We start from the raw sequence: 26769 nt of genomic DNA, 5'->3' as shown, positions 1-26769 counted from the left end.
TAAGGAGTTCTAATGAACTTATTTAGTACAATGCAAAAAATGGGTCGCAGTTTAATGCTACCTGTTGCCTGTATGCCAGCTGCTGGTATTTTACTTGGTATTGGTGGTAACTCAGAAGTTGCAAAATTCTTGCCTGACATCGTAGCGCAAATAATGACCGAAGCAGGGTTAGGTGTATTTGCTAACATGGCACTTTTATTCGCTATTGGTGTAGCACTTGGTTTTACTAAAAATGATGGTGTAGCGGCACTTGCTGCGACACTAGGTTACCTAACCATGACTCGTGTACTCGGTGTTGTTGCTGAAGGTACGGATACGGGGGTATTTGGCGGGGTTATCATGGGCTTGGTTGCAGCCGAGCTATTTAATCGCTACCACGCAATTAAACTCCCAACTTACTTAGGTTTCTTTGGTGGTAAACGATTTGTTCCAATCGTTACGTCACTTGCAGCTTGTGTGGTTGCGGCTATTCTTGCCATCGTGTGGCAGCCTATTGGTGCTGGTATCGCTATGTTTTCTGAGTGGGCGGCTTATCAGTCTCCAGAAGTGGCATTTGGCATATACGGTCTGGTTGAACGAGCACTAATACCTTTCGGTCTACACCACATTTGGAATGCGCCATTCTTCTATGAAGTAGGTGAATTTACAACAGCAGCTGGTGAAGTAGTTCGCGGTGAAATACCTCGTTATTTAGCAGGTGACCCTACAGCGGGTAACTTAGCGGGTGGTTATATGTTCAAGATGTTTGGTCTTCCGGCTGCATGTCTGGCTATGTATGTAACCGCAAAATCGGAAAACAAAATTAAAGTGGCTTCAATTTTAGGGTCTGCAGCGTTAACGTCATTCCTAACTGGTATTACTGAACCAATTGAATTTGCATTCCTATTTGTTGCGCCACTACTTTATGTTGCTCACGCATTACTTGCTGGCTCAGCCTTTGTTGTAATGATTCTGTTAGGAATTAAGCACGGTACAACATTCAGCCACGGATTGTTCGACTTTACATTGCTGTTTGGTAATTCAACGAATGGCTGGATGCTGCCGGTAATTGGTTTGGTTTATGCCGTAATTTACTTTGTAGTCTTTACTACTCTAATCAAAACGCTCAATCTAAAAACACTAGGTCGTGAAGATGAAAGTGAAGCAAAAACAAAAGCGAATACTAGTAACGATGAGTTGGCAATTGATATCATGGCTGCATTTGGTGGCAAAGCTAACATTAAAGAGTTAGAAGCTTGTATTACTCGCTTACGTATTACTGTACACAACGCTGAGCTTGTTGATACCGACAAACTAAAAGAACTAGGCGCCGCGGGTGTATTTGTTAAAGGTGATAATTTCCAAGCAGTATTTGGTACTCACTCTGAAATAATTAAAGGTCAAATAGAAGCTCTTTCTTAATATGACTCTTTAATTAAAAACCCCCGAACCTCTATTTTATGAAGTTCGGGGGTTTTATCTATCTAATAAGCTCTTTTTTTAAACAACGCTAAAAAATAAAGTTAGAACAATCAGATTCAACTAAGTTTAATTTGATATCGACATTGCTTCTCTTCAATTAAGTATTCTTTATGAACACTTGGACTCCATGAGTCATCACCGCCAACGCCCATATGTTTATGGTCTAAACGTAAATAGACAATATTCTGTTTCACTAATTCATTCGGATGTTTTGCTTGATTCAATTGCAATTGATCATATTGGTTTACGGTAAAATGAAATTGCCCGTTTGCTTTTATTCCATCTAAATCAATACAGCTAGTATCACATCTTAAGCCACTTTCCGCTGGGAAAATGTAAGGCGTAAACATGTCTTCCAGTGGAAGTTGGTAATGCCCTAGCCGTGCAGCAGATAAACGATCAGGATAATTTTCAAAAGGCCCTAAGCCATACCAAGAAACATTGTTACTGATTGAATCAGGACATAACGGTATTTCGAGCCCTATTCGTGGCAATGGTGGCAAGTGCTCGTTTATTTGCACTTCAATATCTAAGGTAACTTGACCATTTATCGCAACGTATTGTTTCCATTTCGTCAGCGCCATAAGTTGATTGTTATAACGATAAGCGAACTGACTAGTAATCAATACCTCATCACCAATCGTTGTGAGCTGAGTTGAAATACATTCTTTTTGCCATGCCCCTAATCCAGCGTCATTCCAACGTGCAATCGGTGCATTAGGATCGAGAAAATCAGCTTCACTGGTGCCAATATCATTATCTATCGGCGCTCGATAGAAGTTATCTTTTATCGATTCAGCTAACATCGCTTTTCCAGCTTTGCTCCAGCTAACAAGCTCCCCACTGTTTCTATCCCAGCTAAATTCGGTATTATTGACTGTAACAATCCAACTATCCGGTTGTTCTGTTATCTCAATACTTGAATGAGCGTTGGAACACACGTCACTCTCTAGTGATAAACGATTTTTATTGGTTACCTTAAATTGCTCTGTGGCTACAACATGACCCTGTTCTGCCCATTGCGTTTCCTCTTTGAGTTTAACATCAATATTAAGCCAATAATCACAACCAATCTTCAGTTGATAATCACACTCAATCTGCCATTGGTATTGGTCATCAGGCTGTATTGTTAACTCTGATTCGCCTAGTGACACTGGTTTACCATCTTCTAGTAACGTCCAAGTAAACCGATCATTGCTGGTTGTACGGAAAAGGTATTCGTTAGTTACTTGAACTGTCCAATGAACAGACTGTGCTATTTGTTGGCTATTAATCAGGGAAAATTGATAAGGTTGTTGACAATACTTGACCTCAAATAAAGTCGGATGAGGCGTTCTATCAGGAAAAATGAGGCCATTAATACAAAATTGTCGATCATTATTTACATCGCCAAAATCACCGCCATAACCCCAATATTTAATGCCGTTCTGATCAACTTTAGTTAAACCTTGATCAACCCAGTCCCAAATAAATCCACCTTGTAAACGAGGGTACTGCCTGAATGCTTGCCAATATTTATTAAAACTGCCAATACTATTCCCCATTGCATGAGCATATTCACACAATATTAACGGCCTATTTTCTCCCGGCAGACCAATCCATTTTTTTATCGCCCATTTAGGTACGGCAGGGAACAACTGATCCTGATCGACTCTAGAATACATAGGACAAATAATATCGGTCGCAGTACTATCCGCACCGCCGCCTTCATATTGCACAGGACGAGATGGGTCGCGCTCTTTTGCCCATGCATACATGGCATTATGAGTCGCACCTTGTCCTGATTCATTACCAAGCGACCATATAATTACACTAGGATGATTCTTATCTCTTTCGACTAACTGAGTAAAGCGCATCATGTAAGCCGCGCTCCATTGAGTATGAGCCGATAATCGTTCCATTGGAAACATACCGTGTGTTTCAATATTCGCTTCATCAACTAAATACAACCCGTATTCATCACATAATTCATACCAACGTGGATGATTCGGATAATGTGCGGTACGCACCGCATTAAAATTCGATTGCTTGAGTAATTTGATGTCGGCAATCATGCTCGCTTCGCTGATAGCATGGCCGTTATCTTGCTCATGTTCGTGTCGGTTAACTCCCTTTATCAATAAAGCTTTGCCATTCACGAGCAGTTGCCCATTTGTAATTTCAATATTTCTAAAACCAACATCGTAGCCTTCAACATCAACTACTTTGCCATTTTTATCAATGAGCGATACCACAAATCGGTATAAATTCGGCGTCTCCGCTGTCCAATGTTTAGGTTGTTCAATCTTTAAGCTGAGAAAAACTCGGTCGTCCCATCCACCTTTCTCATCAACAATCCTATTTTGCACTTGTCCTTCTACTGGCTCTGTTACTGCTGTCTGCCCATCAAACAATTGAATTTGTACTTTATGCTGCTTTGGATTGGCTAAAACAACTTCCGTGGCAATCGTGCCGTCACGAAAACAAGCATCGAGTGAAGGGGTGACAAATACATCGGCAATGTGCGTTTGAGGCTTGTACAACAAAGATACATCCCGAAAAATACCGCTTAACCACCACATGTCTTGATCTTCTAAATAACTACCATCACTCCAACGTAATACCATTACCGATAACGTATTAGTACCTGACACTAAGTGGTCAGACAGATCAAACTCAGCGGGTAACCGACTATCTTGTGAATACCCAACCCATACTCCGTTACACCACAAATGAAATGCAGAATTAACTCCATCAAATATAATGCGGGTTTGCGCTTCAAGATCCGCTGCGTTCATTTCAAAAGAGGTCCGATAACAGCCTGTTGGATTATCTTTGGGTACAAATGGTGGGTTAACATCGAATGGATACTTTATATTTAAGTAGATAGGATGATCTAACCTTTGTTGGTCGGCACCGTGCATTACCGTAATATCTTCACCTTGTAACTGCCAATTACTTGGCACCTTGATGCTATTCCAAGTGGAATCATCAAAATCGGCGACAGTAAATGCATCGGGTACTATTTCCGGCTGAGAAAATAGTTTAAATTTCCAATGGCCATTTAAACTCATCTTGGCGCTATTTTTCTTGATTAGTGCATCTTCCACGCAGATAAAATGGTTGAGTGGACTATGAGCCTCTATCTGATTAGTTTGAAAACATAGTGGATTCTCCCAATCTCGACGTGCGATCAAGGCTTCAAAAGTTATCATTGGTTATATCCTCTATACTGCTTGAATACTAATTAACATGGCGGTTTCAGGATCTTGAATAGGCATACTTAAACCAACTTTATTAAGTAATTCACCACTAAATATGCGGCTTTCATGCATCCAATGTGGCATCTGTTTCATTAACCCTTTGCTGGCTTGTGGAAAATCAATTACGTCTACTTTGTATTGCTTATTGGGCTGCAAGTAAGCCAAACGAATAGGTTCTGCATTGGCGTAGTCAGGCATAGCAAGTTGGCAGACAGTAAGGAGCATTTCATCGCTATTAGTGACTCCGTAAACGGTACGATTGACGTCATTGGAATCTAAATAGAACAGCTCACCAGAGTGCAATAATGTACGGAAACGCTTATGTAAGGCTATATAATGTGCAAAGCGTGATTTTTCTTGATCACTCTCTTTCACTGGATCCAACTCCACTCCCATGTGACCACCCAGTGCGGTAATTCCACGTAAATTAATATCGTGCCGACGACGAGTAGTGTGACTTTCAAATGGGCCAATATGAGCGCCCATTACTTCAGGTGGGAAAAAATAGCTCATCCCTTTCTGAATGGTTTGTCTTTCTAATGCATCATTACAATCTGAGGTCCAGAAACGGTGTGTGCGCTTGAGTACTTCAAAATCAATACGCCCACCTCCAGAAGAACATGATTCAATCTCAACGGTTGGATGCTTATTACTTAACTCATCCAAAAGTCGATAATATGCTTTAGTTTGCCCATTAACGGCCGGGCTGCCTTCGTGTGCCGGTTGGACTAATTCTCGATTCATATCCCACTTGAAGTAGCGAATATTATAATCGGTAAGTAATGCATCTAGGCAATTGAACAAATAATTAAAGCAGTGTGTATTTTGCAAATCCAACACATATTGGTATCGCCCACTTGGCTGCTCATAACCATCAAGGCCAAGTATCCAATCTGGGTGTTTACGGAATAAATTCGAATCAGGATTCACCATTTCTGGTTCCACCCATAAACCAAACTCCATACCCAATTGATTAACATGTTCGATCACCGGTTCGAGCCCATCTGGGTATTTATTTTTATCTAAGAACCAATCACCTAATGCAGATTTTTCTCCATGTCTGCCAATAAACCAACCATCATCAATAATGAAACGTTCAACACCGATGTTAGCCGCTTCAGTTGCCATGTTTTTAATATAATCTGGGTCATGGTCAAAATAGATCCCTTCCCAAGTATTAAGATGTACGGGTCTAACTGTATCGGTTGGAAATGCAAGGATATTTTGCCGAACAAATCGATGAAATTGTGCTCGAATACCGTTCAGTCCTATGTTGCTATAGCATGCATAGAGTTCTGGTGTCTTATAAGATTCACCTTGCGCAAGGGATATTTCCCCTGCCAAAAGTAACTCGCCCATTTGAGCAAAACGTCGACCATCACTTTTGCTTTCACAGCGAATATGATTATTGCCACTCCAAGCTAAATGCATTCCCCATACTTCACCGTTCTGCTCTGAAAAACCTTTATTACCCACCATCATAGCCGGAAAATATTCGTGAGATGTCCGCCCGCGTCGATTATCTTGACTAAAAGCGCCATGTTGCAAAGAGACTCGTTGAGTTTGAAATTCTCGGCTCCAACGGCCATGAAAGCTCATCACTTCATCCGCACGATGTGGTAACGGTAATGTATTAACTAAACGATTCAAGTGATAACACGTTTTACCACTATTCTTTATACACAGCGTTTTTCTCAACACCCCAGAACTGTCCAAATACAATTCGATCGTAAGTTGTAATTGCGCCACTTCATCCAAGCAGGTCAATGTTGCATACTGCTCATCAGCTTGAACTTGTATGGTTTGGAAAACAGGAGCCCAATCAACATTTCGCCCTTGTGAATCCGTTCGAAAACCTTCTAACCCCGCCGTACTAAATAAACCTCTGCCATTTTCAGGACACAGTGATAAAGGAATATCTATATCTAGACGTGCTTGTGAAACCGCTCGTTCTGTTAATAATGCAATCGAATCATCACATTGATCGAGTTTTTGCCCCCAATAGAGAATTTGTGGTGTGGGTTTTGTAAGAATAACAACGCTGGTATTGGCGCTAAATAAATGAATAGTGTTCATATTCTATAACCTGCAAGTGATATCAATTGGAGAAATTAATTTAGACTCAAGGGGATAAGTGACGTGCGCCTGAGAGATAATTAACCTCTCCAATAAATATAAAAAGAGGAAAAAACCGCAACCAAATTGGCTGCGGCTGTTTCATAGTCAGACTCAATTAAACAGAAGTTATTTGAACTCTCTCTGACGTACTTTTTCCAGACGTTTTAGAATGGCATCTAAACGTTCAGGTTTAACCATAAATTCTTGGAAACCTTTCATACCTTCTTTTGCCATCGCAGGGCTGGTATCACGGTCGTAGAACTGTGCAGTACCAGCCGATTCCGACAGCATTTTTACACCGATATTGAGGAATTCATTATCGACCGCTTTCGCTTTACTGTTGGTTGGGATCTGCAACATTTTACTGTTAATAAGCTGTTGTATGTCTGGCTGAGCAACAAATTTAAGGAACTTACGTGCGTCAGCTTTGTTTTCTGCTTTGGCAGGAATATGAATAGTATCCATTGGTGCATCTTCGGCCATTGGCACTGAAGGATCAATTACTGGGAACTGGAAGAAGCCCATTTTGTCTTTGATCTCTTCTGGAAAATTAGGCGCAATAAAGTTACCTATTAGATACATAGCTGCTTGACCATTATATAAGAACGGTTGGGCTTCTTGCCAAGAATAAGAGGCATGATTTTTCAAATAATAACCAGGCTCTACCAGTTCTTTCCAATTTTCAAAGGTCTTCTTAACTCGCTCATCAGTATAAGGTACTTTTCCATCCATTAATTGAATATGGAAATCTAAACCGTTTGTACGTAAGTTAAGATAATCAAACCAACCAGCTGCTGTCCAAAGATATTTAGTCCCAATAGCAAATGGTGCAACCTCATTTTTCTTCAGTGTTGCTGCAGCCGATTTTAGTTCTTCAAATGTTTTTGGTTCTGCAATACCAAATTTTTCAAACAGGTCTTTACGATAGTACACTCCCCATTGATAATAAGTATATGGAACACCGTATTGCTTTCCATTTACCGTCATTGCTGGAGCGGCAGATTTAAAGTCACTCATCATGTCTTGTTCTTGCCATAAATCACTGACATCTTCAATTAAGCCGCGATCAACAAAAGTTTTCATGCGATTACCGGCATACCAGTAAACAACATCTGGTGGAGAGGTCACTAACCAGTTACGAATTGTTGTTTTATACGCTTCTTTATCATAAAGATTATATTTTACTGTAATATCCGGATTTGCAGTCTCGAACCGCTGAATAATCTCTGCCCATGCGGCTTTTGGTGCCGGATCAGCTTGATCGGAGTTAATAACGAGTACACCTGCAAACGCAGTCGTCGATACAGTTGCAGCAAGCAGTGTAGAGGTAGCAATATGTTTCACATATTTCATATTGAGGTCCTTGTTTTTTGAGCTATTGCTCAGGTTGGTCCGATTTCTAATTATATTGTTCTATTTGTTTCACGTTTCTTTTTTAGAAGTGAGTTAGCTTACGTTATCTAGAGTCTTTGCTCTTTGAACGGTCTCTCACTCTGGTGTTCTAATCAACATTTTTTTAACATTACCCTTTGGTCGCACCTAACGTTAATCCAGCAATAAAATGACGTTGCATAGTAAAAAACAAGATAACAGGTGGTACGGCGGCAACAACTGCACCAGCAGACATAAATTGCCACGATGCTAACCATTGTCCTTGCAAAGCACTTAATCCGGCGGTGACAGGACGAACTTCATCACTTTGTACTAATACCAAAGCCCAGAAAAAATCATTCCAGATAAAAGTAAAAACCAGTACAGAAAGTGCTGCTAATGCCGGTCTCACCAGAGGTAACACAACATGCCAAAATATTTTCATTTCACTGACGCCTTCAACTCGCGCAGCCTCAATAAGCGCATCAGGGATACCCACCATAAAGTTACGCATAAATAAGGTACAAAATCCGGATTGAAATGCGATATGGAAAAAAATCAGCGCCCAATGCGTGTCATAAATGCCAAAGGCAATGGTAATATCGCGCACTGGAATCATCAAAATTTGAAAAGGCACAAAGTTACCGGCAATAAACAGCGCAAAGATCCACAAATTGGCTTTAAATTTATACTTAGCTAAAGCAAACCCCGCCAAGGTAGACAGAGCCACCGCGCCTGCAACCGCAGGAAGGGTTATCATTAAGCTATTTATTAAATACTGGCCCATTGGAGTAGCGGTGAACACTTGGGTATAGTTTTCGACCAGATTAAAATCTGTCGGCCATCCCCAATAGTTACCTTTATTAATATCTTCCATTGAGCGAATAGAAGTCATCATTACTGCCATTAGCGGCAGTAACCACATACCTAAAGCAATAGGCAATGCAACACGATAACTAATGTTGGCGAAACGACCTGATTTTTCAATTGGTTTTGGAAACATTATTTTTCACTCCTTAACATGCGCCACAAGAAGTAAGCGATATAGACATCCATAATGAGGAATAACATCACGGCAACTGAAGCGCCGTAGCCCATACGATAGTTAAAGATAGATTCTTCATACATGAGATAAGCTAATACCGTCGAACTCCCCCATGGCCCGCCAGATGTCATGGTAGCCACTAAGTCGAAAGAGCGTAATGCGCCAATCACAGTCACAACAATAGCAATGAAAGTAGCCGGTCTTAACTGGGGAATAACAATGTACCAAAGCATCTTGAATTTTTTAGCGCCATCTAATCGCGCCGCTTCTAGTTGCTCTGGGTCTAAGTTGTTCAAGCCAGTAAGATATAGGATCATACAATAGGAGATCTGTGGCCAAAGGCCAGCCGCGATAATACCGTAGGTTACCCAATCTTCATCGGCTAATACCGATATTGGTTCAATACCAAACCAACCTAAAGCAATATTAAGTAAACCAAAACTCGGGTCATAAAACCAAGCAAACACTAAACCTACGACAACTTGAGAGATAACAAATGGAAAAAAGAATAGCGATTTTACTACTCGAATCCCTCTAACTTGTTGGTTTAGGAACAGCGCAATAGCCAACCCTATCGGTGGTGCTAACATAAAAAACATCAGCCACAATAGGTTATTTTTAATCGCAGTGTAAAAAGCACCTGAATCAAACAGCTCGACGTAGTTATCGAATCCAACCCATACTTTTTCACCCAGTCCATCCCACTCGAAAAAACTTAACCAAATACTGGAGAGAATAGGATAAACGACATAAATGGCAAAAATTATCATTCCGGGCGCTAAAAATAACCACGGTGATAACTTGGAACTGATTCGCCTTTTGTTACTTACCGAAGGCATACGGTTTTCTGGGTAGATCGTTTTCACTGAAGGCTCCATTGGTCCGACACTCCCACTAGTTATGTCGCGCAATCACCCTATTCGAATATATAAAAAAGTCGAATAATGATGAATAACTATAAAGTAATAGTTATAAAGCACGACGGCTGACTGATTTATAATAGATCTAAGGTGACCCGTTTGCACAAGCAAGGTGCCTTTTTGTAAACGTTTTCACAAAAATAGCGATAATTCGCTTTATAAATATGACTGAGATCAACTATTCAAATTTCATTGCTAACAAATCTCCCTAAAACGCGTATGTTTTATACAAATATTGCTTTGTTTAAATAAAGCTTTTTATAAATAAAACACCTAGCGTACATATGGTTTAAACCAACATTCAGCAACGCTGTAGTAAAGGAGTCGGTAATGGCGGACATTACTCTAAAAAAAGTCATCAAACGTTTTGGTGATGTTCAAACTATTCATGGGATCGATCTAGAAATAGAAAACGGAGAGTTTGTCGTATTTGTTGGCCCATCTGGTTGTGGTAAATCGACCTTGTTACGACTCATTGCTGGTTTAGAAGATATTACTGAAGGTGAAGTACATATCGACAATACTTTAGTCAACAACATTGACCCAGCAGAACGCGGGGTTGCAATGGTATTCCAGTCTTATGCACTTTACCCGCACATGACAGTAGAAGAAAACATGGGCTTTGGTCTTAAGATGAATGGGGTTGCAAAAGAGCAAATCAAAAAACAGGTCGATATTGCAGCCAAAACGTTACAACTTGACCCACTACGTAAAAGAAAACCTAAAGAACTGTCCGGAGGGCAACGTCAACGTGTTGCTATAGGCCGGGCGATTGTACGCGATCCGAAAGTATTCTTATTTGATGAACCATTATCCAACCTAGATGCAGAACTTCGGGTTGAAATGCGTTTACAAATCGCTAAATTGCATCAAGAACTGCAAAATACCATGGTGTATGTAACTCATGATCAAGTAGAAGCGATGACATTAGCAGATAAGATAGTTGTCCTTAGAGATGGTCGAATTGAACAGGTCGGGTCTCCTCTTGATCTCTACCATCGACCTGGTAACTTGTTCGTGGCAGGTTTTATTGGTTCACCAAAAATGAACTTTATCCCGACAACCGTAACTCAAGTCAGCTCAGAACAAGTCACACTAAAAGCCGAAAATGGCGACCAATTCTCTGTTCCGTATAGCAAAACGACCCTAGCAATAGACGATAAAATTACCTTTGGGATTCGTCCCGAGCACCTAGTACTTAATGATCAAGCCGATATAAAAATAGCATTTCAAAGTGAAGTGGTTGAAAGGCTGGGTAATAGTACCTATATGTTTGGTCAGTCATCTGGTATCGATGGTTTCACTGTCCACCTACCCGGCGACCAAGAAATTAAGAGTTTCCAAAAAGTCATTCTCAGTTGTGCAGCATCAGATGTACATTTATTTGATGAGAATGATATTTGTATTACGAGTAACTAGGTAAAACTTAATCACGTAGCTCACTCAGTTTATACTTACGGCGGACCTTTAGTTCGCCTTTTTACTGCCTACCGTAACTCTTTTTACCGTCTACCGTAACTAAAGCGGAATATTGATCTTACTCACTAATCGACTAATTAGGCATTCAAACACTAGTTTAAAAACTACCAAACAAAGTCATGCGTGTTACACTAAATTAACAATAATATAACAAATTAGTGAGAATGTTATGAGCTTAGAGGAAAAAATAACAGCAGAAAATTCCGCCAGTCTCTGTGTATTACCACCACCCAATGAACTCATATTAAAATGGGCCGCCTCTAGACCTCATGATGTCTATCTAAAGCAGATCATCGATCGAAAATTTGTTACTTACACATATTCTCAAGTTGCAACTATCGCGGGGAAATTGGTAACAGCCTTACGTAAACAAGGCCTTAAACCGGGTGATAAAATAGCTTTAATTTCCAAAAATTGCGCTGAGTGGTTTATTACTGATTTAGCTCTAATGATGGGGGATTTTATTAGCGTGCCCATCTTTCCTACTGCTGGCGCGGATACCATTGAATTTTGTCTCCAACACAGCGAAAGTAAAGCCGCCTTTATTGGTAAATTAGACGATGCGTCTGCGGTAGAAAAAGCACTTCAATCGCATCCACAGCTTACCACCATATCTTTACCTTATGAAAGTGCAGCAAAATGCCAACTAACCTATGAAGATCTGCTCCAAAATTCCACGCCAACAAAAGAGCGCCCTGTGCATTCTGATGATAAGTTGATGTCTATCGTCTACACATCTGGTACTTCCGGAACGCCAAAAGGCGCAATGTTAACCTATGGTGCATTCAGTTGGTCTGCGCAACGCTTGGTAGAACATTTAGATATCAACCAAGAAGACCGAGCCTTTTCATACCTACCGCTCGCTCATATTACCGAGCGGGTATATATTTTCGGATCTTCAATCGCAGGTGGTGTTCAAGTCGCGTTCCCTGAATCACTCGACACTTTTATTGACGACGTAAAAATGCATAGACCAACCTTGTTTATCTCAGTACCTCGGTTGTGGGCTCTGTTCCAACAGCGAATTCAAGACAAAATGCCGCAGAAAAAACTCAATTTTCTGTTGAAAATTCCATTCATCAATTCGTTGGTTAAAAAGAAAATTATTGAAGGTTTAGGGTTAAATGAGGCCAGAATTTTAGGATGCGGTTCTGCACCTGTTTCACCTGCTTTATTAAACTGGTATCACAGTATCGGGATCAATATCACAGAAGCATGGGGAATGACGGAGTCTTTCGCCTATAGCACACTTAATTACCCGTTTAAAGCAGATAAAATTGGCACGGTGGGAAACTGTGCTCCAGGCGTCAAATTGAAAATCGCTTCAGACGAAGAAATAATGGTTCACAGCCAAGGTATGTTCTCTGGTTACTATAAAAATCAATCGGCAACTGACGAATCTTTTGACGAACAAGGTTGGCTACACACTGGCGATATAGGTTCAATTGACAACGAAGGTTACCTTACTATTCAAGGACGAAAAAAAGATACATTTAAAACAGCTAAAGGAAAATTCGTCGCACCAGTTCCTATAGAAAAAAAACTGTACGAATATAGTCGTATAGAGATGATGTGCTTAGTTGGACTAGGTATGCCTGCGCCAATATTGCTGGCGGTACCTCATCAGTTCCCGAACTTTGATAAACAACGTTATCAAAAACGACTAGAACGCGTAATAGCTACGATCAATCAAGAACTTGAGTCTCACGAAAAAATTAAAGGTGTACTTATGATAAAAGAACCTTGGAGCATAGAAAACACCATTCTAACACCAACGTTGAAGATCAAACGCCATGTGTTAGAGAAAAAATATCACGACATTGGAGTTAACTGGCCAAAAGATGAAGTAGTCGTGTGGGAAGAGTGATGATTAAAACTATCAATGGTTGCCTTGCAAGCTAACTAACCTGCGATTAAATATCGTATAATAAATAAAAATAACCGACTAGGCATATTATCATGCAACCGAACAACCCTCTACACGGCATAAAACTGGAAAAACTGCTAACTGATCTTGTTGAGCACTATGGCTGGGAAGAATTAAGCTATATGGTCAACATTAACTGCTTTAAAAAAGATCCTAGCATTAAATCGAGTTTGAAATTTTTACGTAAAACAGAATGGGCCAGAGCAAAAGTTGAGGGTATTTGGTTAGATTTACAATAAAACTGACTCAATAATGATTAGTTGATACGGTTTGAATCGCTATCAGCTTTCGTTATTTATCTCTTTATTTTTAATGGTTAATAAAAAACCCGAAAGTATATACTTTCGGGTTTTTTCAGTTCAGATTAGAAAACGAATTATTTCTTTTCGTTCTCTTTATCTTCTTTAACTTTTGCAATTACTGCTTCTGCCACGTTCATTGGACATGGAGAGTAGTTAGCGAATTCCATTGAGAATTGGCCACGACCAGAAGTAATCGTACGTAGGTGACCGATATAACCAAACATCTCAGAAAGAGGGACATCTGCTTTAATACGAACACCAGTAACGCCAGCTTGTTGATCTTTGATCATACCACGACGACGGTTAAGGTCACCGATAACATCACCAACGTGATCGTCTGGAGTAAATACATCAACATTCATGATAGGTTCAAGAAGTTGTGCACCAGCTTTAGGCATAGATTGACGGAAAGCACCTTTTGCTGCGATTTCAAATGCGATTGCAGATGAATCCACTGCGTGGAAACCACCATCGAACAATTCAATTTCAACATCTAGAGTTGGGAAACCAGCTAATACACCGTTTTCCATCATGCCACCGAAGCCTTTCTCTACTGCAGGCCAGAATTCTTTAGGTACGTTACCACCAACAACTGTTGATTTGAACGTGAAACCTGAACCTGGTTCACCTGGCTTGATACGGTAGTCGATTTTACCAAACTGACCAGAACCACCAGACTGTTTCTTATGCGTGTAGCTATCTTCAATTGCTTTAGTGATCGTTTCACGGTAAGCAACTTGAGGAGCACCAACAGTTAAGTCAACACCGTAAGTACGCTTAAGGATATCTACTTTGATATCTAGGTGAAGCTCACCCATACCTTTCAAGATAGTTTCGCCAGTTTCTTCGTCAGTTTCAACTTGGAAAGAAGGATCTTCTGCAACCATTTTACCAATTGCGATACCCATTTTCTCAGAACCACCTTTATCTTTAGGTGATACAGCAATTGAGATTACTGGAGTTGGGAATACCATTGGCTCAAGTGTTACTGGGTGCTTAGGATCACAAAGAGTGTGACCAGTTTGCACGTTCTTCATACCAACAATCGCGATGATATCACCAGCTTGTGCGCTAGTAAGTTCGTTACGATCATCTGCTTGCATCTCAACCATACGACCAACACGTTCTGTTTTACCAGTGAACGAGTTAAGAATAGTGTCACCTTTGTTCAATTTACCAGAGTAAATACGAACAAACGTTAGTGCACCAAAGCGGTCATCCATGATTTTGAATGCAAGAGCTTTAAATGTTTCGTCAGCAGAAACAATAGCGTGATCGCCTGTTTCTTCGCCTTCTTCGTCCATAAGAGGTTGAGGTTCAACTTCTGTTGGAGAAGGTAGGTAATCAACAACTGCGTCAAGAACGATTTGAACACCTTTATTTTTAAAGGCAGAACCACAGAAAGTAGGGAAGAATGCAAGATCACGAGTACCTTTACGGATACAACGTTTGATATCTTCAATAGAAGGCTCTTCACCTTCCATGTAAGCTTCCATTAGGTCATCGTCTTGCTCTACTGCAGTTTCGATTAACTCTTCACGATATTGATCAACATCGTCAACCATGTCAGCTGGGATGTCTTGAATTTCGTAGTTTTCAGGAAGACCAGTGTCATCCCAAACGTATGCTTTACGAGTTAATAGATCTACAACACCAACGAAGTCATCTTCGCGGCCGATTGGTAGAACCATTACAAGCGGTGTAGCACCTAGAACGTTTTTAACTTGATCAACTACGTTATAAAAATCAGCACCCATACGGTCCAATTTGTTAACGAAGATCAAACGCGATACTTCAGATTCGTTCGCATAACGCCAGTTAGTTTCAGATTGAGGTTCAACACCACCAGAACCACAGAATACACCGATACCACCATCTAGTACTTTAAGTGAACGATATACTTCTACTGTGAAGTCAACGTGTCCAGGAGTATCGATAACGTTCAAGCGATGGTCGTTCCAGAAACAGCTTACTGCCGCTGACTGAATGGTAATACCACGCTCAGCTTCCTGTTCCATGAAGTCAGTTGTAGATTCGCCATCATGAACTTCACCAGTCTTGTGAATTTGACCAGTCAGTTTAAGGATACGCTCTGTTGTAGTAGTTTTACCCGCATCAACGTGCGCGAAAATACCAATATTTCTGTATTTTGATAAATCAGTCATTGTCTTACTCTGTTAATAAGGTATAAAAATGCGCGCAGAGTATACCACAATCCCTCGAGACTGATACCCTAACGTGCGTTGATTATATAAAAAGTGGCTCATCTTACCACGTACATCTAATTGTAGTTAGAATTTATTTACTGTTAAACAAAAATTGATGGCTCTTTTATCAATGCGTAAATCACTTTTTACAATTAAACTTCATCAAATGCTTCAATAGCTTCTGACAATTTTTTCACTCCATGAATTTTCATGCCTTGAATACCACCTTTAGGCATATTAGCCGCTGGTACTATAGCCGTCTTAAATCCATGCTTTAATGCTTCCATTAACCGTTCTTGTCCATTAGGTACTGGCCTAATTTCACCGGCTAAACCCACTTCACCAAACACAACCACATCCTTAGCTAATGGTCTATCTTTGAAGCTGGATAACAACGACATAATTAACGCTAAATCGGCACTGGTTTCGGTTACTTTAACCCCAGCAACCACATTAACAAATACATCTTGATCAGCCATTTGTAATCCACCGTGCTTATGTAGAACAGCAAGCAATAGCGATAAACGGTTTTGATCTAAACCTACGGCTACTCGTCGCGGGTTTGCTTGCTGGGAGTAGTCAACTAAAGCTTGAATCTCAACCAATAAAGGTCGAGTTCCTTCCCATATCACCATTACTGAACTGCCTGACGTCTCTTCTTCTCCACGAGAAAGAAAGATAGCAGAAGGGTTACTGACTTCTTTCAGCCCTTGCTCAGTCATAGCAAACACGCCCAATTCGTTAATAGCGCCAAAGCGGTTTTTGTTACTACGCAATGTCCTGAATCGGCTATCAGAATTGCCATCGAATAGAACCGAACAGTCTATAATATGTTCGAGTACTTTCGGTCCGGCAAGTGAACCATCTTTAGTAACGTGACCAACAATAAAAACGGCTACATTATTTTGTTTTGCATATCGCGTTAAGGTCGTTGCCGACTCTCTTACTTGAGCAACGCTGCCTGGAGACGACTGAACATCAGAAACATGCATAACCTGAATTGAGTCGATAACCATAATGCGAGGTTGTTCTTGTTCAGCAATTTGACATATTTTATCTACATTAGTTTCTGAAAGCATCTTAAGGTGCTCTTTCGGCAAACCTAACCGAGAAGCACGCATGGCAACCTGTTGCAATGATTCCTCACCGGTTACGTATAACGTAGGCATGTGAGAAGAGAGTAAACACATTGTTTGTAAAAGCAATGTAGATTTACCTGCACCTGGTGACCCCCCAATTAAAATAGCCGCGCCAGGTACTATGCCCCCACCAAGCACGCGATCAAACTCTTTAAAACTGCTAGAAAAACGAGGTACTTCTTGCAAGTCAATTTCAGAAAGAACCTGCACCGTTGACTCGGCAGCTCCTGCATACCCAGCTAGTCGTTCATTTCTAGCAACTTGAGGAGATGCCGCCATACGCACCTCTGTAATTGTGTTCCAAGACCCACAGGCGTTACATTGCCCTTGCCATCGAGGGAAATCCGCTCCACAATCGTTACATACGTAGGCTCGTTTTACTTTTGCCATGATTCCTCAATATGTTATGGCTAATCTATCCCCCTAATCATTTGAAAAGGTATCAGTAAGCATTAGCCTAAATTTACATTTTTATATTTCTAAAATTATTGTTTATATATCTAAAATACATTATTTATATATTTTAAAGTTAACAAATAATTTGTCGATATATACCTATATCGACTCAATCAGGACACTCTAACAGAAAAAATGCAACAATCTGAAATACTCTCTTTAGTAGAAAGATTAATTCCAGTTTATGGTGCGCCCGACTTCGAAGAAGTGTTAGCTCAGCTAACAGAAGGAGAGCCGGCTTCCGCAAAAGTGATTGCCAAAATGGAGTTAAATAGATTAATGAGCCCTTGTATTAAATCAATTGATTTAAGAGGGAGAGTTCAAGGCGAGTGTCGAGAATATAAACTGGATGGAAGAACACATTGGTTAGACGACGTAGCGATCAATTCTTACCATAAAAAAATCAAACGATTTGGTAGTTACACTGAAGGGGTTTACGAAGCGATGGTTAACACGAGAAATAATTTTCGTGTTATGCATCAAAATGCAAAAGATAACCCTAATTCAAACATCAACGCTCCAGAAAGCCCATTTAATGTAGAAGCCATAAAACTTGGCTTGGTTCTTAACCGACAAGAACAACGGTTAAAAATGTCTACTCAGGTGGACATTCGACTGCAAAGTGGCCAAGAAATTTGTGCTACCAGTGTCGATTTATCTAGCTCAGGTGTAAAACTAAAAGTCCCGAGTGCCTTCGATTACAATCTTGGTGAAATAATCGACGCAAAATTTGTTCAAATAGAAAAACAAAGTCAACTGAACGAGCTTAGTAAGCCGATTGAATACCGAATTATTGGGGTTGACGAATGTAATGAAAATGAAAGTATTCGCTGGCTGAGAGCAATCAGAATATCAGATACCACTATTATCGCTAGAGCCATTGATATTATGCTCGATAGCTATGCTAAAAAAGCCAATCATGATAATCAAGACAAAATACTACAGGCGAGAACACACTGTTACGAATACACTCATATTAAATACACACGCAATCTGCCGCTATTTTTCTCTGGAACAGAATTAAAATTTGCGTTACTAAACGATTTTAACAAAGAAATTTGGGACTATTGGCATGATGAACGAGGTCAGCAATCTTTTAGCTATCTATTCAATCCTTCAAGGATGGATGAACTCACAAAATCAGGCGTGAAACATTCTAGCAACGTCATTTATTCTTTCACACATGATCACCAAGGCAAAGATTTATACTTTTCACTGATGTTGCCAGAAGCCACAGGCAGCGAAAGGCATCTGTTCTGGCACAGTGGAGCGAGGCGTAAAAGTTGGAAAGTGTTCCGTATTCATATGTTTGAACTGAGTGAAGAAGAAATCACTCAATTTTCTTGTGCCACTTCAACAGATAATGAACCCCCACTCACTCATTTTGGATTATTACAAGAAATATCTGATATGAGCTCGGTTCGAGATTACTTATTGACCGAAAAACCGAGCCTAAATTCAAGTGTGTTGAATAAATTTAGACACCCCCGAAAAATAACAGGTAATCCTAGAGGGCTATATTACGACGCAATATCACGACGTAAAGCTCCACGTTACCAATTTAAATCTCCGGTAAAACTAGGGCTAAACAACAACGAACACATTTCTGGCAAAACGATTAATTTTTCGTCACACGGTTTACTCGTCGCTTTATCTCAACCGCTTACGGTAAAGGTAAACGATCAACTAAATGTCAACTTAACGGAGCTGCAACGTTATGATGAGTCCGCGCCTTTATCTAACATCCCGTACAAAGTCGTACGTTTCGATCCTAAAACCTTGATATTACATCTTGCATTAGAAGAAAGTACCCACACTATTCGTACTATTAGTTTTCTAAAAAAACTCATCAACCACAACAAAAATAAACTTCTATTGACCAATGAAGATTTACCTAGCAATGACTTGTTAAACGCCATGTACGACGTACTACTACCAAGGCTAACCAGTACACCTATCTATATATCAAAGATAAAAAATGTTCTTCAACCTATCGCTATTGGGGTTAACTTCCCACTAGAGCCCTACTTAAAAACACTACAAAAACTGGGGCATAAAAATACCTTCTCTTTAGAAGCCATTTTTAAAAATCGTAGTGCACGATTATTGAAAAATCCTCTTAGACCTGTTCCAGATGCAAAACCAACTTATCACGATATTTATATTGCAGTGATAAAAAGAAGTGATGAAGTAGAAGCGGTTTACACCAAACTGTATGATGAATTTCAAACCTTTCAAGAAAGAATTCGATTTATTAAAAAATCCAAGCAACTGGGTGAATTCTATGCATTAAGGATGACTGGTATGCCGGTTAGTAAAAAATCAACGCAAATATTAATGCAAGAATTAATTGAGCTGGCCTCCTCTACCACTCATCACGCTAGAGCATTAGAGAAGGAATTTAATTCTATTATTGGATTTGGTGAAATTGTGGATATTACAGAAGAAATTTTGATTCGCTTAGAACTAACATAATTTAATTCGCTTAAAACGAACAGAATAAAGCTGATTATTTACTCCAGTATTAGGCATAACACTGGAGTAAATTTAACGAATTAATTTAGCTAGTATTATTTATATCATAAACTGATTTTTTTACTCTTAGCTAATTGTCCTGACAAAATGCACAGTACGCCTCCCAGGCCAGAGTAGTTAACCGCTGTTTGTGCTAGTTTTTGTACCTTTGGTTTAGCATGGTAAGCGACACCTAAACCCGCAACGCCCATCATTACTAAATCATTGGCCCCATCACCAACCGCAACGGTATTCGATATATCAATGTCATTATCGAATGCTAATTGCTCAAGGATCTCTGCTTTAGTTTGTGCTGAAACAACATCACCAACCACCTTTCCTGTCAATTTTCCATCTACAATTTCTAGCGTGTTAGATTGAGCATAATCAAGAGATAGCTCATCTTTTAAATAGTCTGAAAAATAAGTAAAACCACCCGAGGCAATCGCTGTTTTCCAACCAAACTTCTGCAGACTACTGACTAACTCTCTTACTTCTGGCATAAATGGCAGTGTTGACCGGACTTGTTCCAGTATCGATTCATCTGCACCTTGTAAAGCGGCCACACGTTGCCTTAAACTTTGCTCAAAATCGAGTTCACCTTGCATCGCTCTTTCTGTCACTTCTGATACTTGTTCTCCTACGCCAGCTAAATAAGCTATTTCATCAATGCACTCTATTTGAATCGCAGTCGAGTCCATATCAAAAACAATTAAGCCCGGTTGAGACAAATCCGGCACATCAGTTAAACAAGCATATTCAACATGAAGAGACTGAAGTATATCTTCGTGCTTAGCGGTCAAATTGCCATCCATAAGTGCAACTTCATATTGTCCTACTTTCCAGGTATCTAAAACGGCATTGAATGTACCGGTATAAAAATCAATATCATTAAATAATTTTGGCGAAAGATAATCGGAAAAAACGATCCAATTGGCTTTTGATTTATCTAACTGGCTCGACAGTCGAGTTTCAGGTAGACGTTTAAGAAGTGTTGCGTGTTTTTTTATCGGTAAAGTTTTCACTGCTTCCATGCCCATTCATTTAAATTCTGTTAAACGTTACCCTATTGCAATTTCAAAAGGCAAGCCCCAATATGTGAATACCTAAAAAAAGAATCAATAATGGTTGAATATGAAACGCTCACTTTTCTCAATACGTCTATTTTTAAAAGGTATTGCCGTCATTCTTTTATTACTGATGTTTGGCTACACGGCTAAAAATAGCATGGTCATCAGCAAAGGAAATGAACGAATTCAATCTCATCAACTAGAAACCCTAACAAAAGTTCTTATTTCTCAGGCTTCCCTTTCCGCGAGTGATATGATAACCAATAGCGACCAAGAACGTTTACTTCAACTAAGCAATCAATTAGCCAAAGAACGGCTGGTTTTCGATGCGACTATTTATGATTCGGAAGGAATAAAGCTGGCGGCTAGCCAAGATGCAAAATCGATTAGAGAAATTCTAGGCTTGGATACACCTTTAGAGACCGCAAGTATCGGTCGTTTACAACTTGTTGAACCGATTTTTGCTGAGAAAAACCTTATTGGCTATATACGTATTACGTTTGAGAAAGGCATGGTAACCGCGATATCAGATCATCATTATCGCAATAGTGACCGTTATATGTACATTATGATAGTAATGAGTTTTTTAAGCGGAATGTTGATTACGTTGATATTGAGTAGAAAACCTAAGGACAAGCAGCAAAACCTCCTTATTCAGGATATAAAGTAAGATAACGATCCACTCACTATTATTTACATATTTGGCAATTTACTTAGCTATTTACTTAGATAAAAGCTCTGATAGATCATCAGAGCTTTTTATTTATACACCAATCTAGTGCTAGTTAATCTTCATCGCCAAGTAGCACTGAATCTAACGCAATTTCCATCATGTCGTTAAATGTAGTAGCTCGCTCTTCAGATGTGGTTTGCTCTCCTGTTTTAATATGGTCAGAAACCGTACAAATAGCCAGTGCTTTGGCACCGTACTCAGCAGCAACACCATAAATACCAGCCGCTTCCATTTCTACCCCAACAATACCGTATTTGTCCATTACATCGAACATGCTTGGATCTGGAGTATAGAAAAGTTCAGCAGAAAATAAGTTACCTACTTTTACATCAATTCCACGAGCTTTTGCCGCTTCTTCAGCAGCTTTAACCATTTTGTAATCCGCAATAGCAGCAAAATCATGCCCTTTAAAACGAATACGGTTCACTTTAGAGTCAGTACACGCACCCATACCGATAACAACATCTCTTACTTTGATGTCTTCACTTACTGCACCGCAGCTACCAACACGAATAATTTTTTTAACGCCAAAATCTTTGATAAGCTCAGTGACATAAATCGAGCACGACGGAATTCCCATACCATGGCCCATCACTGAAACTTTACGACCTTTGTAGGTGCCAGTATAGCCAAACATGTTACGTACATCGCACACTTGAACCACGTCCTCTAAAAACGTGTCAGCAATGTACTTAGCGCGCAACGGGTCGCCTGGCATTAAAACGACATCTGCAAAAGCACCCATTTCAGCGTTAATATGTGGAGTTGCCATTAATTTATTCCTTGGTTGTTTTCAAATCATTACTAATCCCAATAATAGCGGGATAGACTTATGTATAGGGCGATTCAATACGCCCTACTTGATTACATTAAACTAGTTCAGGCTAGACAAATTACAAAAAGCTTTTACCGTAATCCATATCTGATGTCGCAAAATATTTAGCTAAACTCTGACCGATATCGGCAAAGGTATCTCTGCGGCCAAGTGAACCAGCTGGTATATTTTTGCCATAAACTAATACAGGGATATGTTCTCTTGTATGGTCGCTTCCCGGCCATGTAGGATCACACCCATGGTCAGCGGTAAGAATCAGCACATCTTCTTCTTGCAGAATTTCTAGCATTTCTGGAAGACGTTTATCAAAATATTCTAATGCCGCGGCATAACCAGCCACATCACGACGGTGACCATAAGATGAATCAAAATCAACGAAATTAGTAAATACAATCGTGTTATCGCCTGCCTCTTTTACTTGTTCTAAAGACGCATTAAACAAATCTTCTAATCCTGTTTTCTTGATTTTTTTGGTAATACCGCAATTAGCATAAATATCGGCTATTTTACCAATAGAGACCACTTGACCATTTTTCTCTTCAACCAATTTCTGCAAAATAGTGGTCGCAGGAGGTTCAACAGACAAATCTTTTCTATTACCTGTACGAGCAAATTCACCTGCCTTCGCACCGATAAATGGACGAGCAATAACACGACCAATATTATAATCTTCAAGCTCTTCACGAACGATTTGACATAGCTCAAGTAGATTGTCTAGCCCATACGTCTCTTCATGGCAGGCAATTTGAAATACAGAATCGGCTGAGGTGTAAAAAATGGGCTTGCCAGTTCTCATATGTTCTTCACCAAGTTCGTCTAAAACAACGGTTCCCGATGAGTGACAGTTACCTAAATAACCAGGAAGTTTGGCTCGTCGAACAATTTTTTCTAATAGTTCTTCAGGAAAACTGTTGGTTTTATCAGAAAAATAACCCCAATCAAATAACACTGGCACACCAGCAATTTCCCAGTGACCAGATGGCGTATCTTTACCTGATGATAATTCTGCAGCGTGACCATAAGCGCCAATGATCTCAGCGTTTTGATCAAGCCCTTGAGGAAAAGTCCCAGAGGATTCTTGCCCAGCTAATCCTAATCCTAGTTTAGAAAGGTTAGGTAAGGTTAATGGTCCTTTTCTTGTGTCGTTATCGGCTAAGCCTTTTGCACAATGTTCAGCGATATGACCTAAAGTATTCGAGCCTACATCACCAAATTTATCAGCATCTTGTGTTGCACCAACACCGAATGAATCTAATACTAAAATAATTGCTCTTTTCATTTTTACTCTCCGTCAGAAGCTGTTTGTACATCTTCCGCTCTAATTTGGCGGTAGACTTCTGGAGTTGAAATATAAGGTTCACTACCCACTGTAATTGCATTAAGTAGTGCGTTTGCGGCTTCTTGCCATTGTTGTTCGGTTCTTGCGTGTATGGTTGCTAACGGTTTATCTTCATTTGCCGTTTCACCTAAACGAATAAAATGGTCAAAACCAACGGCATAATCAATCGTGTCCGAAGCCACTCTACGTCCGCCCCCCATACCAACAACCGCCATGCCAATGGCACGTGTATCCATGGCACTAACAATGCCGTGTGTTTCAGCATAAACAGGTCTAATAACTTCAGCTTTATCTAGATAGTTGTCGTAATTCTGAACAAAATCAACCGGGCCACCAAGACCGGCAATCATTTTACCGAATCGCTCAGCTGCACTACCATTATCTAATACAGTTTGTAATTTTTGACGAGCATCATCTGAATCTTTGGCTAAATTAGCTAACACCAACATTTCAGCACAAGATGCCATAGTGACTTCATACAAACGAGGATTGCGGTATTCGCCAGTTAAAAACTGCACCGCTTCTCGCACTTCTAAAGCATTGCCCGCTGAAGAAGCTAGCACTTGATTCATATCAGTCAGTATAGCGGTCGTTTTGGTGCCTGCACCATTCGCCACAGCAACGATAGATCTTGCTAACTGTTCTGATTCTTTGTAAGTAGGCATAAAGGCGCCTGATCCTACTTTCACATCCATAACAAGAGATTCAAGACCTGCGGCTAATTTTTTAGATAGAATAGAAGCCGTAATCAATGAAATATTATCCACTGTTGCGGTGATATCTCGAGTAGCATAAACACGTTTGTCTGCTGGCGCGAGATCGCCCGTCTGTCCAATAATCGCTACACCAGCCTGCTTGGTAACTTGTCCAAATACCTCATTGGTCGGCGTTATGTTATATCCCGGTATCGATTCAAGCTTATCCAGAGTTCCGCCGGTATGCCCTAAACCGCGCCCAGAGATCATTGGTACATAACCACCACATGCAGCCACCATAGGACCGAGCATTAATGACGTAACATCACCAACGCCTCCTGTGGAGTGTTTGTCTACGATAGGCCCATCAAAATTCATATGTGCCCAATCGATAACCATACCAGAATCGCGCATGGCACAAGTGAGAGCGATGCGCTCAGGCATCGTCATTTCATTAAAAAAGATAGCCATAGCAAACGCTGCTATTTGACCTTCAGAAACACTGTTGTCCGCAACACCTTGAATGAAAAATTGAATCTCTTGCTCAGTTAACGTTTCACCATCGCGTTTTCTACGGATAATTTCTTGAGGTAAATACATTAGAATTGTCCTACTTTTAATGGAAAAAGTAACCGCCCCTTCCAACATAGCCATCATTTAAAGATGCTAAATTATAAAGAGGCCATCTTTTGATTAGTAAGCGTTTGGATCCGCAACGTCTTTTGTTACTTCTAGTGTATTAAGTAAGCTGGTCAGTAGACTCGATGCACCAAAGCGATAATGCATATTGTCGGCCCAATCTGGCCCTAATATATCGTCAGCCATAGCTAAAAATTCCGCAGCATCTGCAGCAGTACGCACGCCACCAGCAGGCTTGAAACCTACCGTTTCGGCAACACCCAAATCTCGAATAACTTGCAACATGATTTTAGCCGCTTCTGGTGTGGCATTTACCGGTACTTTACCGGTGGAGGTTTTAATAAAGTTTGCACCTGCTTTTATCGACAATTCAGACGCTTTTCTAATAAGAGCTTCTTCTTTCAACTCGCCAGTTTCAATAATGACTTTTAATAAAACGTCACCACAAGCTTCTTTACAACGTTTCACCAACTCAAAACCCGTTGTTTCATCGCCGGCAATCAATGTGCGATAAGGGAATACAACATCCACTTCATCGGCACCATACGCTATCGCTGCTTTTGTTTCTGCTACCGCTATATCTATGTCGTCATTCCCATGTGGGAAGTTAGTTACTGTTGCAATACGAACATCTGGCGTACCTTGCTCACGAAGTGTTTTTTTAGCAATGGGAATAAAACGCGGGTAAATACAAATTGCAGCGGTATTACCAACGGCTGTTTTCGCATCACGACAAAGAGCGATCACCTTTTCATTGGTGTCATCATCATTTAGCGTGGTTAAATCCATAAGTTTAAGTGCACGTAGAGCTGCTACTTTTAAATCGCTCATTTCTATCTCCGATCAAAATATTCAATTTGTTTGCCAAAAAGTAAAACGAAACTAATCTATTTAAAAATTTTAGATTAGACATCACTTTTTGATTACGAAATGAACGGACTTGGTTCCTTGAAGACTTAATAGCTTCATTCAATCAAACTATTAATTGCCATCCCTGTCACCGCACAGTACCAATCTCATTTCTGGTACAACAATCTATGATTGCGGTATTTATCTATTTATCTATTTATCTATTTATTTAATGCCATACATCATGTTTGACACTGTCAAAATGCACCAAAACCTATAATTAATCACTCAACTAAAAATAATAGATAGTGAGACTATGTAGGTAATTGTGATGATTTTTTGTTAATATTTAAGATGTATACATTATAGCCTTTTCATTTAAATGTGATAGATGCAACATTTAAAGCAAACGTTTCCCATCTCAAAAA

At 40.0% G+C, this 26769-nt stretch carries 18 protein-coding genes; 6 read left to right on the top strand and 12 right to left on the bottom strand.

Annotated elements, in window-relative coordinates; translation table 11 throughout:
• Positions 1 to 12 precede the first annotated feature (12 nt).
• Complete coding sequence (gene ptsG, locus ACLKML_RS14945; RefSeq protein ID WP_317717152.1) at positions 13 to 1401, top strand: PTS glucose transporter subunit IIBC; 1389 nt, start codon at positions 13 to 15, stop codon at positions 1399 to 1401.
• Positions 1402 to 1517: 116 nt separating this feature from the next.
• Here ptsG and ACLKML_RS14940 read toward each other — a convergent pair whose 3' ends face one another.
• The 5 genes from ACLKML_RS14940 to ACLKML_RS14920 all read right to left on the bottom strand — a co-directional run bounded on the left by ACLKML_RS14940 (position 1518) and on the right by ACLKML_RS14920 (position 10115).
• The gene (locus tag ACLKML_RS14940; protein WP_413283867.1) at positions 1518 to 4655 is read right to left on the bottom strand and encodes a beta-galactosidase; all 3138 of its coding nucleotides are present in this window, start codon (positions 4653 to 4655) and stop codon (positions 1518 to 1520) included.
• A 12-nt stretch (positions 4656 to 4667) separates the two neighbouring features.
• Positions 4668 to 6779, bottom strand: a complete 2112-nt coding sequence (locus ACLKML_RS14935) for an alpha-galactosidase (protein ID WP_413283866.1) — start codon at positions 6777 to 6779, stop codon at positions 4668 to 4670.
• A 168-nt stretch (positions 6780 to 6947) separates the two neighbouring features.
• On the bottom strand, positions 6948 to 8174 hold the full coding sequence (locus ACLKML_RS14930; protein ID WP_317717149.1) for an ABC transporter substrate-binding protein: 1227 nt from the start codon (positions 8172 to 8174) through the stop codon (positions 6948 to 6950).
• A 169-nt stretch (positions 8175 to 8343) separates the two neighbouring features.
• The gene (locus ACLKML_RS14925; RefSeq protein WP_413283865.1) at positions 8344 to 9195 is read right to left on the bottom strand and encodes a carbohydrate ABC transporter permease; all 852 of its coding nucleotides are present in this window, start codon (positions 9193 to 9195) and stop codon (positions 8344 to 8346) included.
• On the bottom strand, positions 9195 to 10115 hold the full coding sequence (locus ACLKML_RS14920) for a sugar ABC transporter permease (RefSeq protein ID WP_317717147.1): 921 nt from the start codon (positions 10113 to 10115) through the stop codon (positions 9195 to 9197). Before ACLKML_RS14920 ends, ACLKML_RS14925 begins: the two co-directional genes overlap by 1 nt.
• 372 nt (positions 10116 to 10487) lie before the next feature.
• Here ACLKML_RS14920 and ACLKML_RS14915 point away from each other — a divergent pair, with 372 nt between their 5' ends.
• The 3 genes from ACLKML_RS14915 to ACLKML_RS14905 all read left to right on the top strand — a co-directional run bounded on the left by ACLKML_RS14915 (position 10488) and on the right by ACLKML_RS14905 (position 13802).
• Positions 10488 to 11576 carry an ABC transporter ATP-binding protein gene (locus tag ACLKML_RS14915; protein WP_413283864.1) on the top strand — a complete coding sequence of 363 codons (1089 nt, stop codon included), beginning with the start codon at positions 10488 to 10490 and terminating at the stop codon, positions 11574 to 11576.
• A 229-nt stretch (positions 11577 to 11805) separates the two neighbouring features.
• A complete protein-coding gene (locus ACLKML_RS14910; RefSeq protein WP_413283863.1) occupies positions 11806 to 13503 on the top strand; it encodes an AMP-binding protein in 1698 nt (565 codons plus the stop codon).
• An 89-nt stretch (positions 13504 to 13592) separates the two neighbouring features.
• Positions 13593 to 13802, top strand: coding sequence for a VF530 family DNA-binding protein (locus ACLKML_RS14905; protein ID WP_413285896.1), 210 nt, complete (start codon positions 13593 to 13595; stop codon positions 13800 to 13802).
• Between the two features lie 137 nt (positions 13803 to 13939).
• On the opposite strand, the gene fusA is transcribed toward ACLKML_RS14905, so the two are convergent.
• Positions 13940 to 16030 carry an elongation factor G gene (gene fusA, locus ACLKML_RS14900; RefSeq protein ID WP_413283862.1) on the bottom strand — a complete coding sequence of 697 codons (2091 nt, stop codon included), beginning with the start codon at positions 16028 to 16030 and terminating at the stop codon, positions 13940 to 13942.
• 194 nt (positions 16031 to 16224) lie between these two features.
• Positions 16225 to 17601 carry a DNA repair protein RadA gene (gene radA / locus ACLKML_RS14895; RefSeq protein WP_413283861.1) on the bottom strand — a complete coding sequence of 459 codons (1377 nt, stop codon included), beginning with the start codon at positions 17599 to 17601 and terminating at the stop codon, positions 16225 to 16227.
• A 201-nt stretch (positions 17602 to 17802) separates the two neighbouring features.
• On the opposite strand from radA, the gene ACLKML_RS14890 reads away from it, so the two are divergent.
• Positions 17803 to 20142 carry a PilZ domain-containing protein gene (locus ACLKML_RS14890; RefSeq protein WP_413283860.1) on the top strand — a complete coding sequence of 780 codons (2340 nt, stop codon included), beginning with the start codon at positions 17803 to 17805 and terminating at the stop codon, positions 20140 to 20142.
• Between the two features lie 104 nt (positions 20143 to 20246).
• Here the strand turns inward: ACLKML_RS14890 and serB are convergent, their stop codons facing one another.
• A complete protein-coding gene (serB, locus tag ACLKML_RS14885) occupies positions 20247 to 21215 on the bottom strand; it encodes a phosphoserine phosphatase (protein WP_413283859.1) in 969 nt (322 codons plus the stop codon).
• 100 nt (positions 21216 to 21315) lie between these two features.
• Between serB and ACLKML_RS14880 the strand changes: the two genes are divergently transcribed.
• Positions 21316 to 21921, top strand: a complete 606-nt coding sequence (locus ACLKML_RS14880) for a YtjB family periplasmic protein (RefSeq protein WP_413283858.1) — start codon at positions 21316 to 21318, stop codon at positions 21919 to 21921.
• A 115-nt stretch (positions 21922 to 22036) separates the two neighbouring features.
• Here ACLKML_RS14880 and deoD read toward each other — a convergent pair whose 3' ends face one another.
• The 4 genes from deoD to deoC all read right to left on the bottom strand — a co-directional run bounded on the left by deoD (position 22037) and on the right by deoC (position 26323).
• On the bottom strand, positions 22037 to 22756 hold the full coding sequence (gene deoD, locus ACLKML_RS14875) for a purine-nucleoside phosphorylase (RefSeq protein WP_413283857.1): 720 nt from the start codon (positions 22754 to 22756) through the stop codon (positions 22037 to 22039).
• Positions 22757 to 22877: 121 nt separating this feature from the next.
• Entirely contained in the window at positions 22878 to 24098 is a 1221-nt protein-coding gene (locus ACLKML_RS14870) for a phosphopentomutase (RefSeq protein WP_413283856.1), read from the bottom strand.
• 2 nt (positions 24099 to 24100) lie between these two features.
• Positions 24101 to 25453 carry a thymidine phosphorylase gene (deoA, locus tag ACLKML_RS14865; protein WP_413283855.1) on the bottom strand — a complete coding sequence of 451 codons (1353 nt, stop codon included), beginning with the start codon at positions 25451 to 25453 and terminating at the stop codon, positions 24101 to 24103.
• Between the two features lie 93 nt (positions 25454 to 25546).
• Positions 25547 to 26323 (bottom strand): deoxyribose-phosphate aldolase, encoded by a 777-nt coding sequence (gene deoC, locus ACLKML_RS14860; RefSeq protein WP_413283854.1) that lies wholly within the window; start codon positions 26321 to 26323, stop codon positions 25547 to 25549.
• Positions 26324 to 26769 lie beyond the last annotated feature (446 nt).

Source organism: Vibrio sp. MA40-2 (assembly GCF_047302445.1).
GTDB lineage: Bacteria > Pseudomonadota > Gammaproteobacteria > Enterobacterales > Vibrionaceae > Vibrio.
The sequence above is the reverse complement of the archived record's forward strand: the minus strand, read 5'-3'. Positions and strand labels throughout refer to the sequence as shown.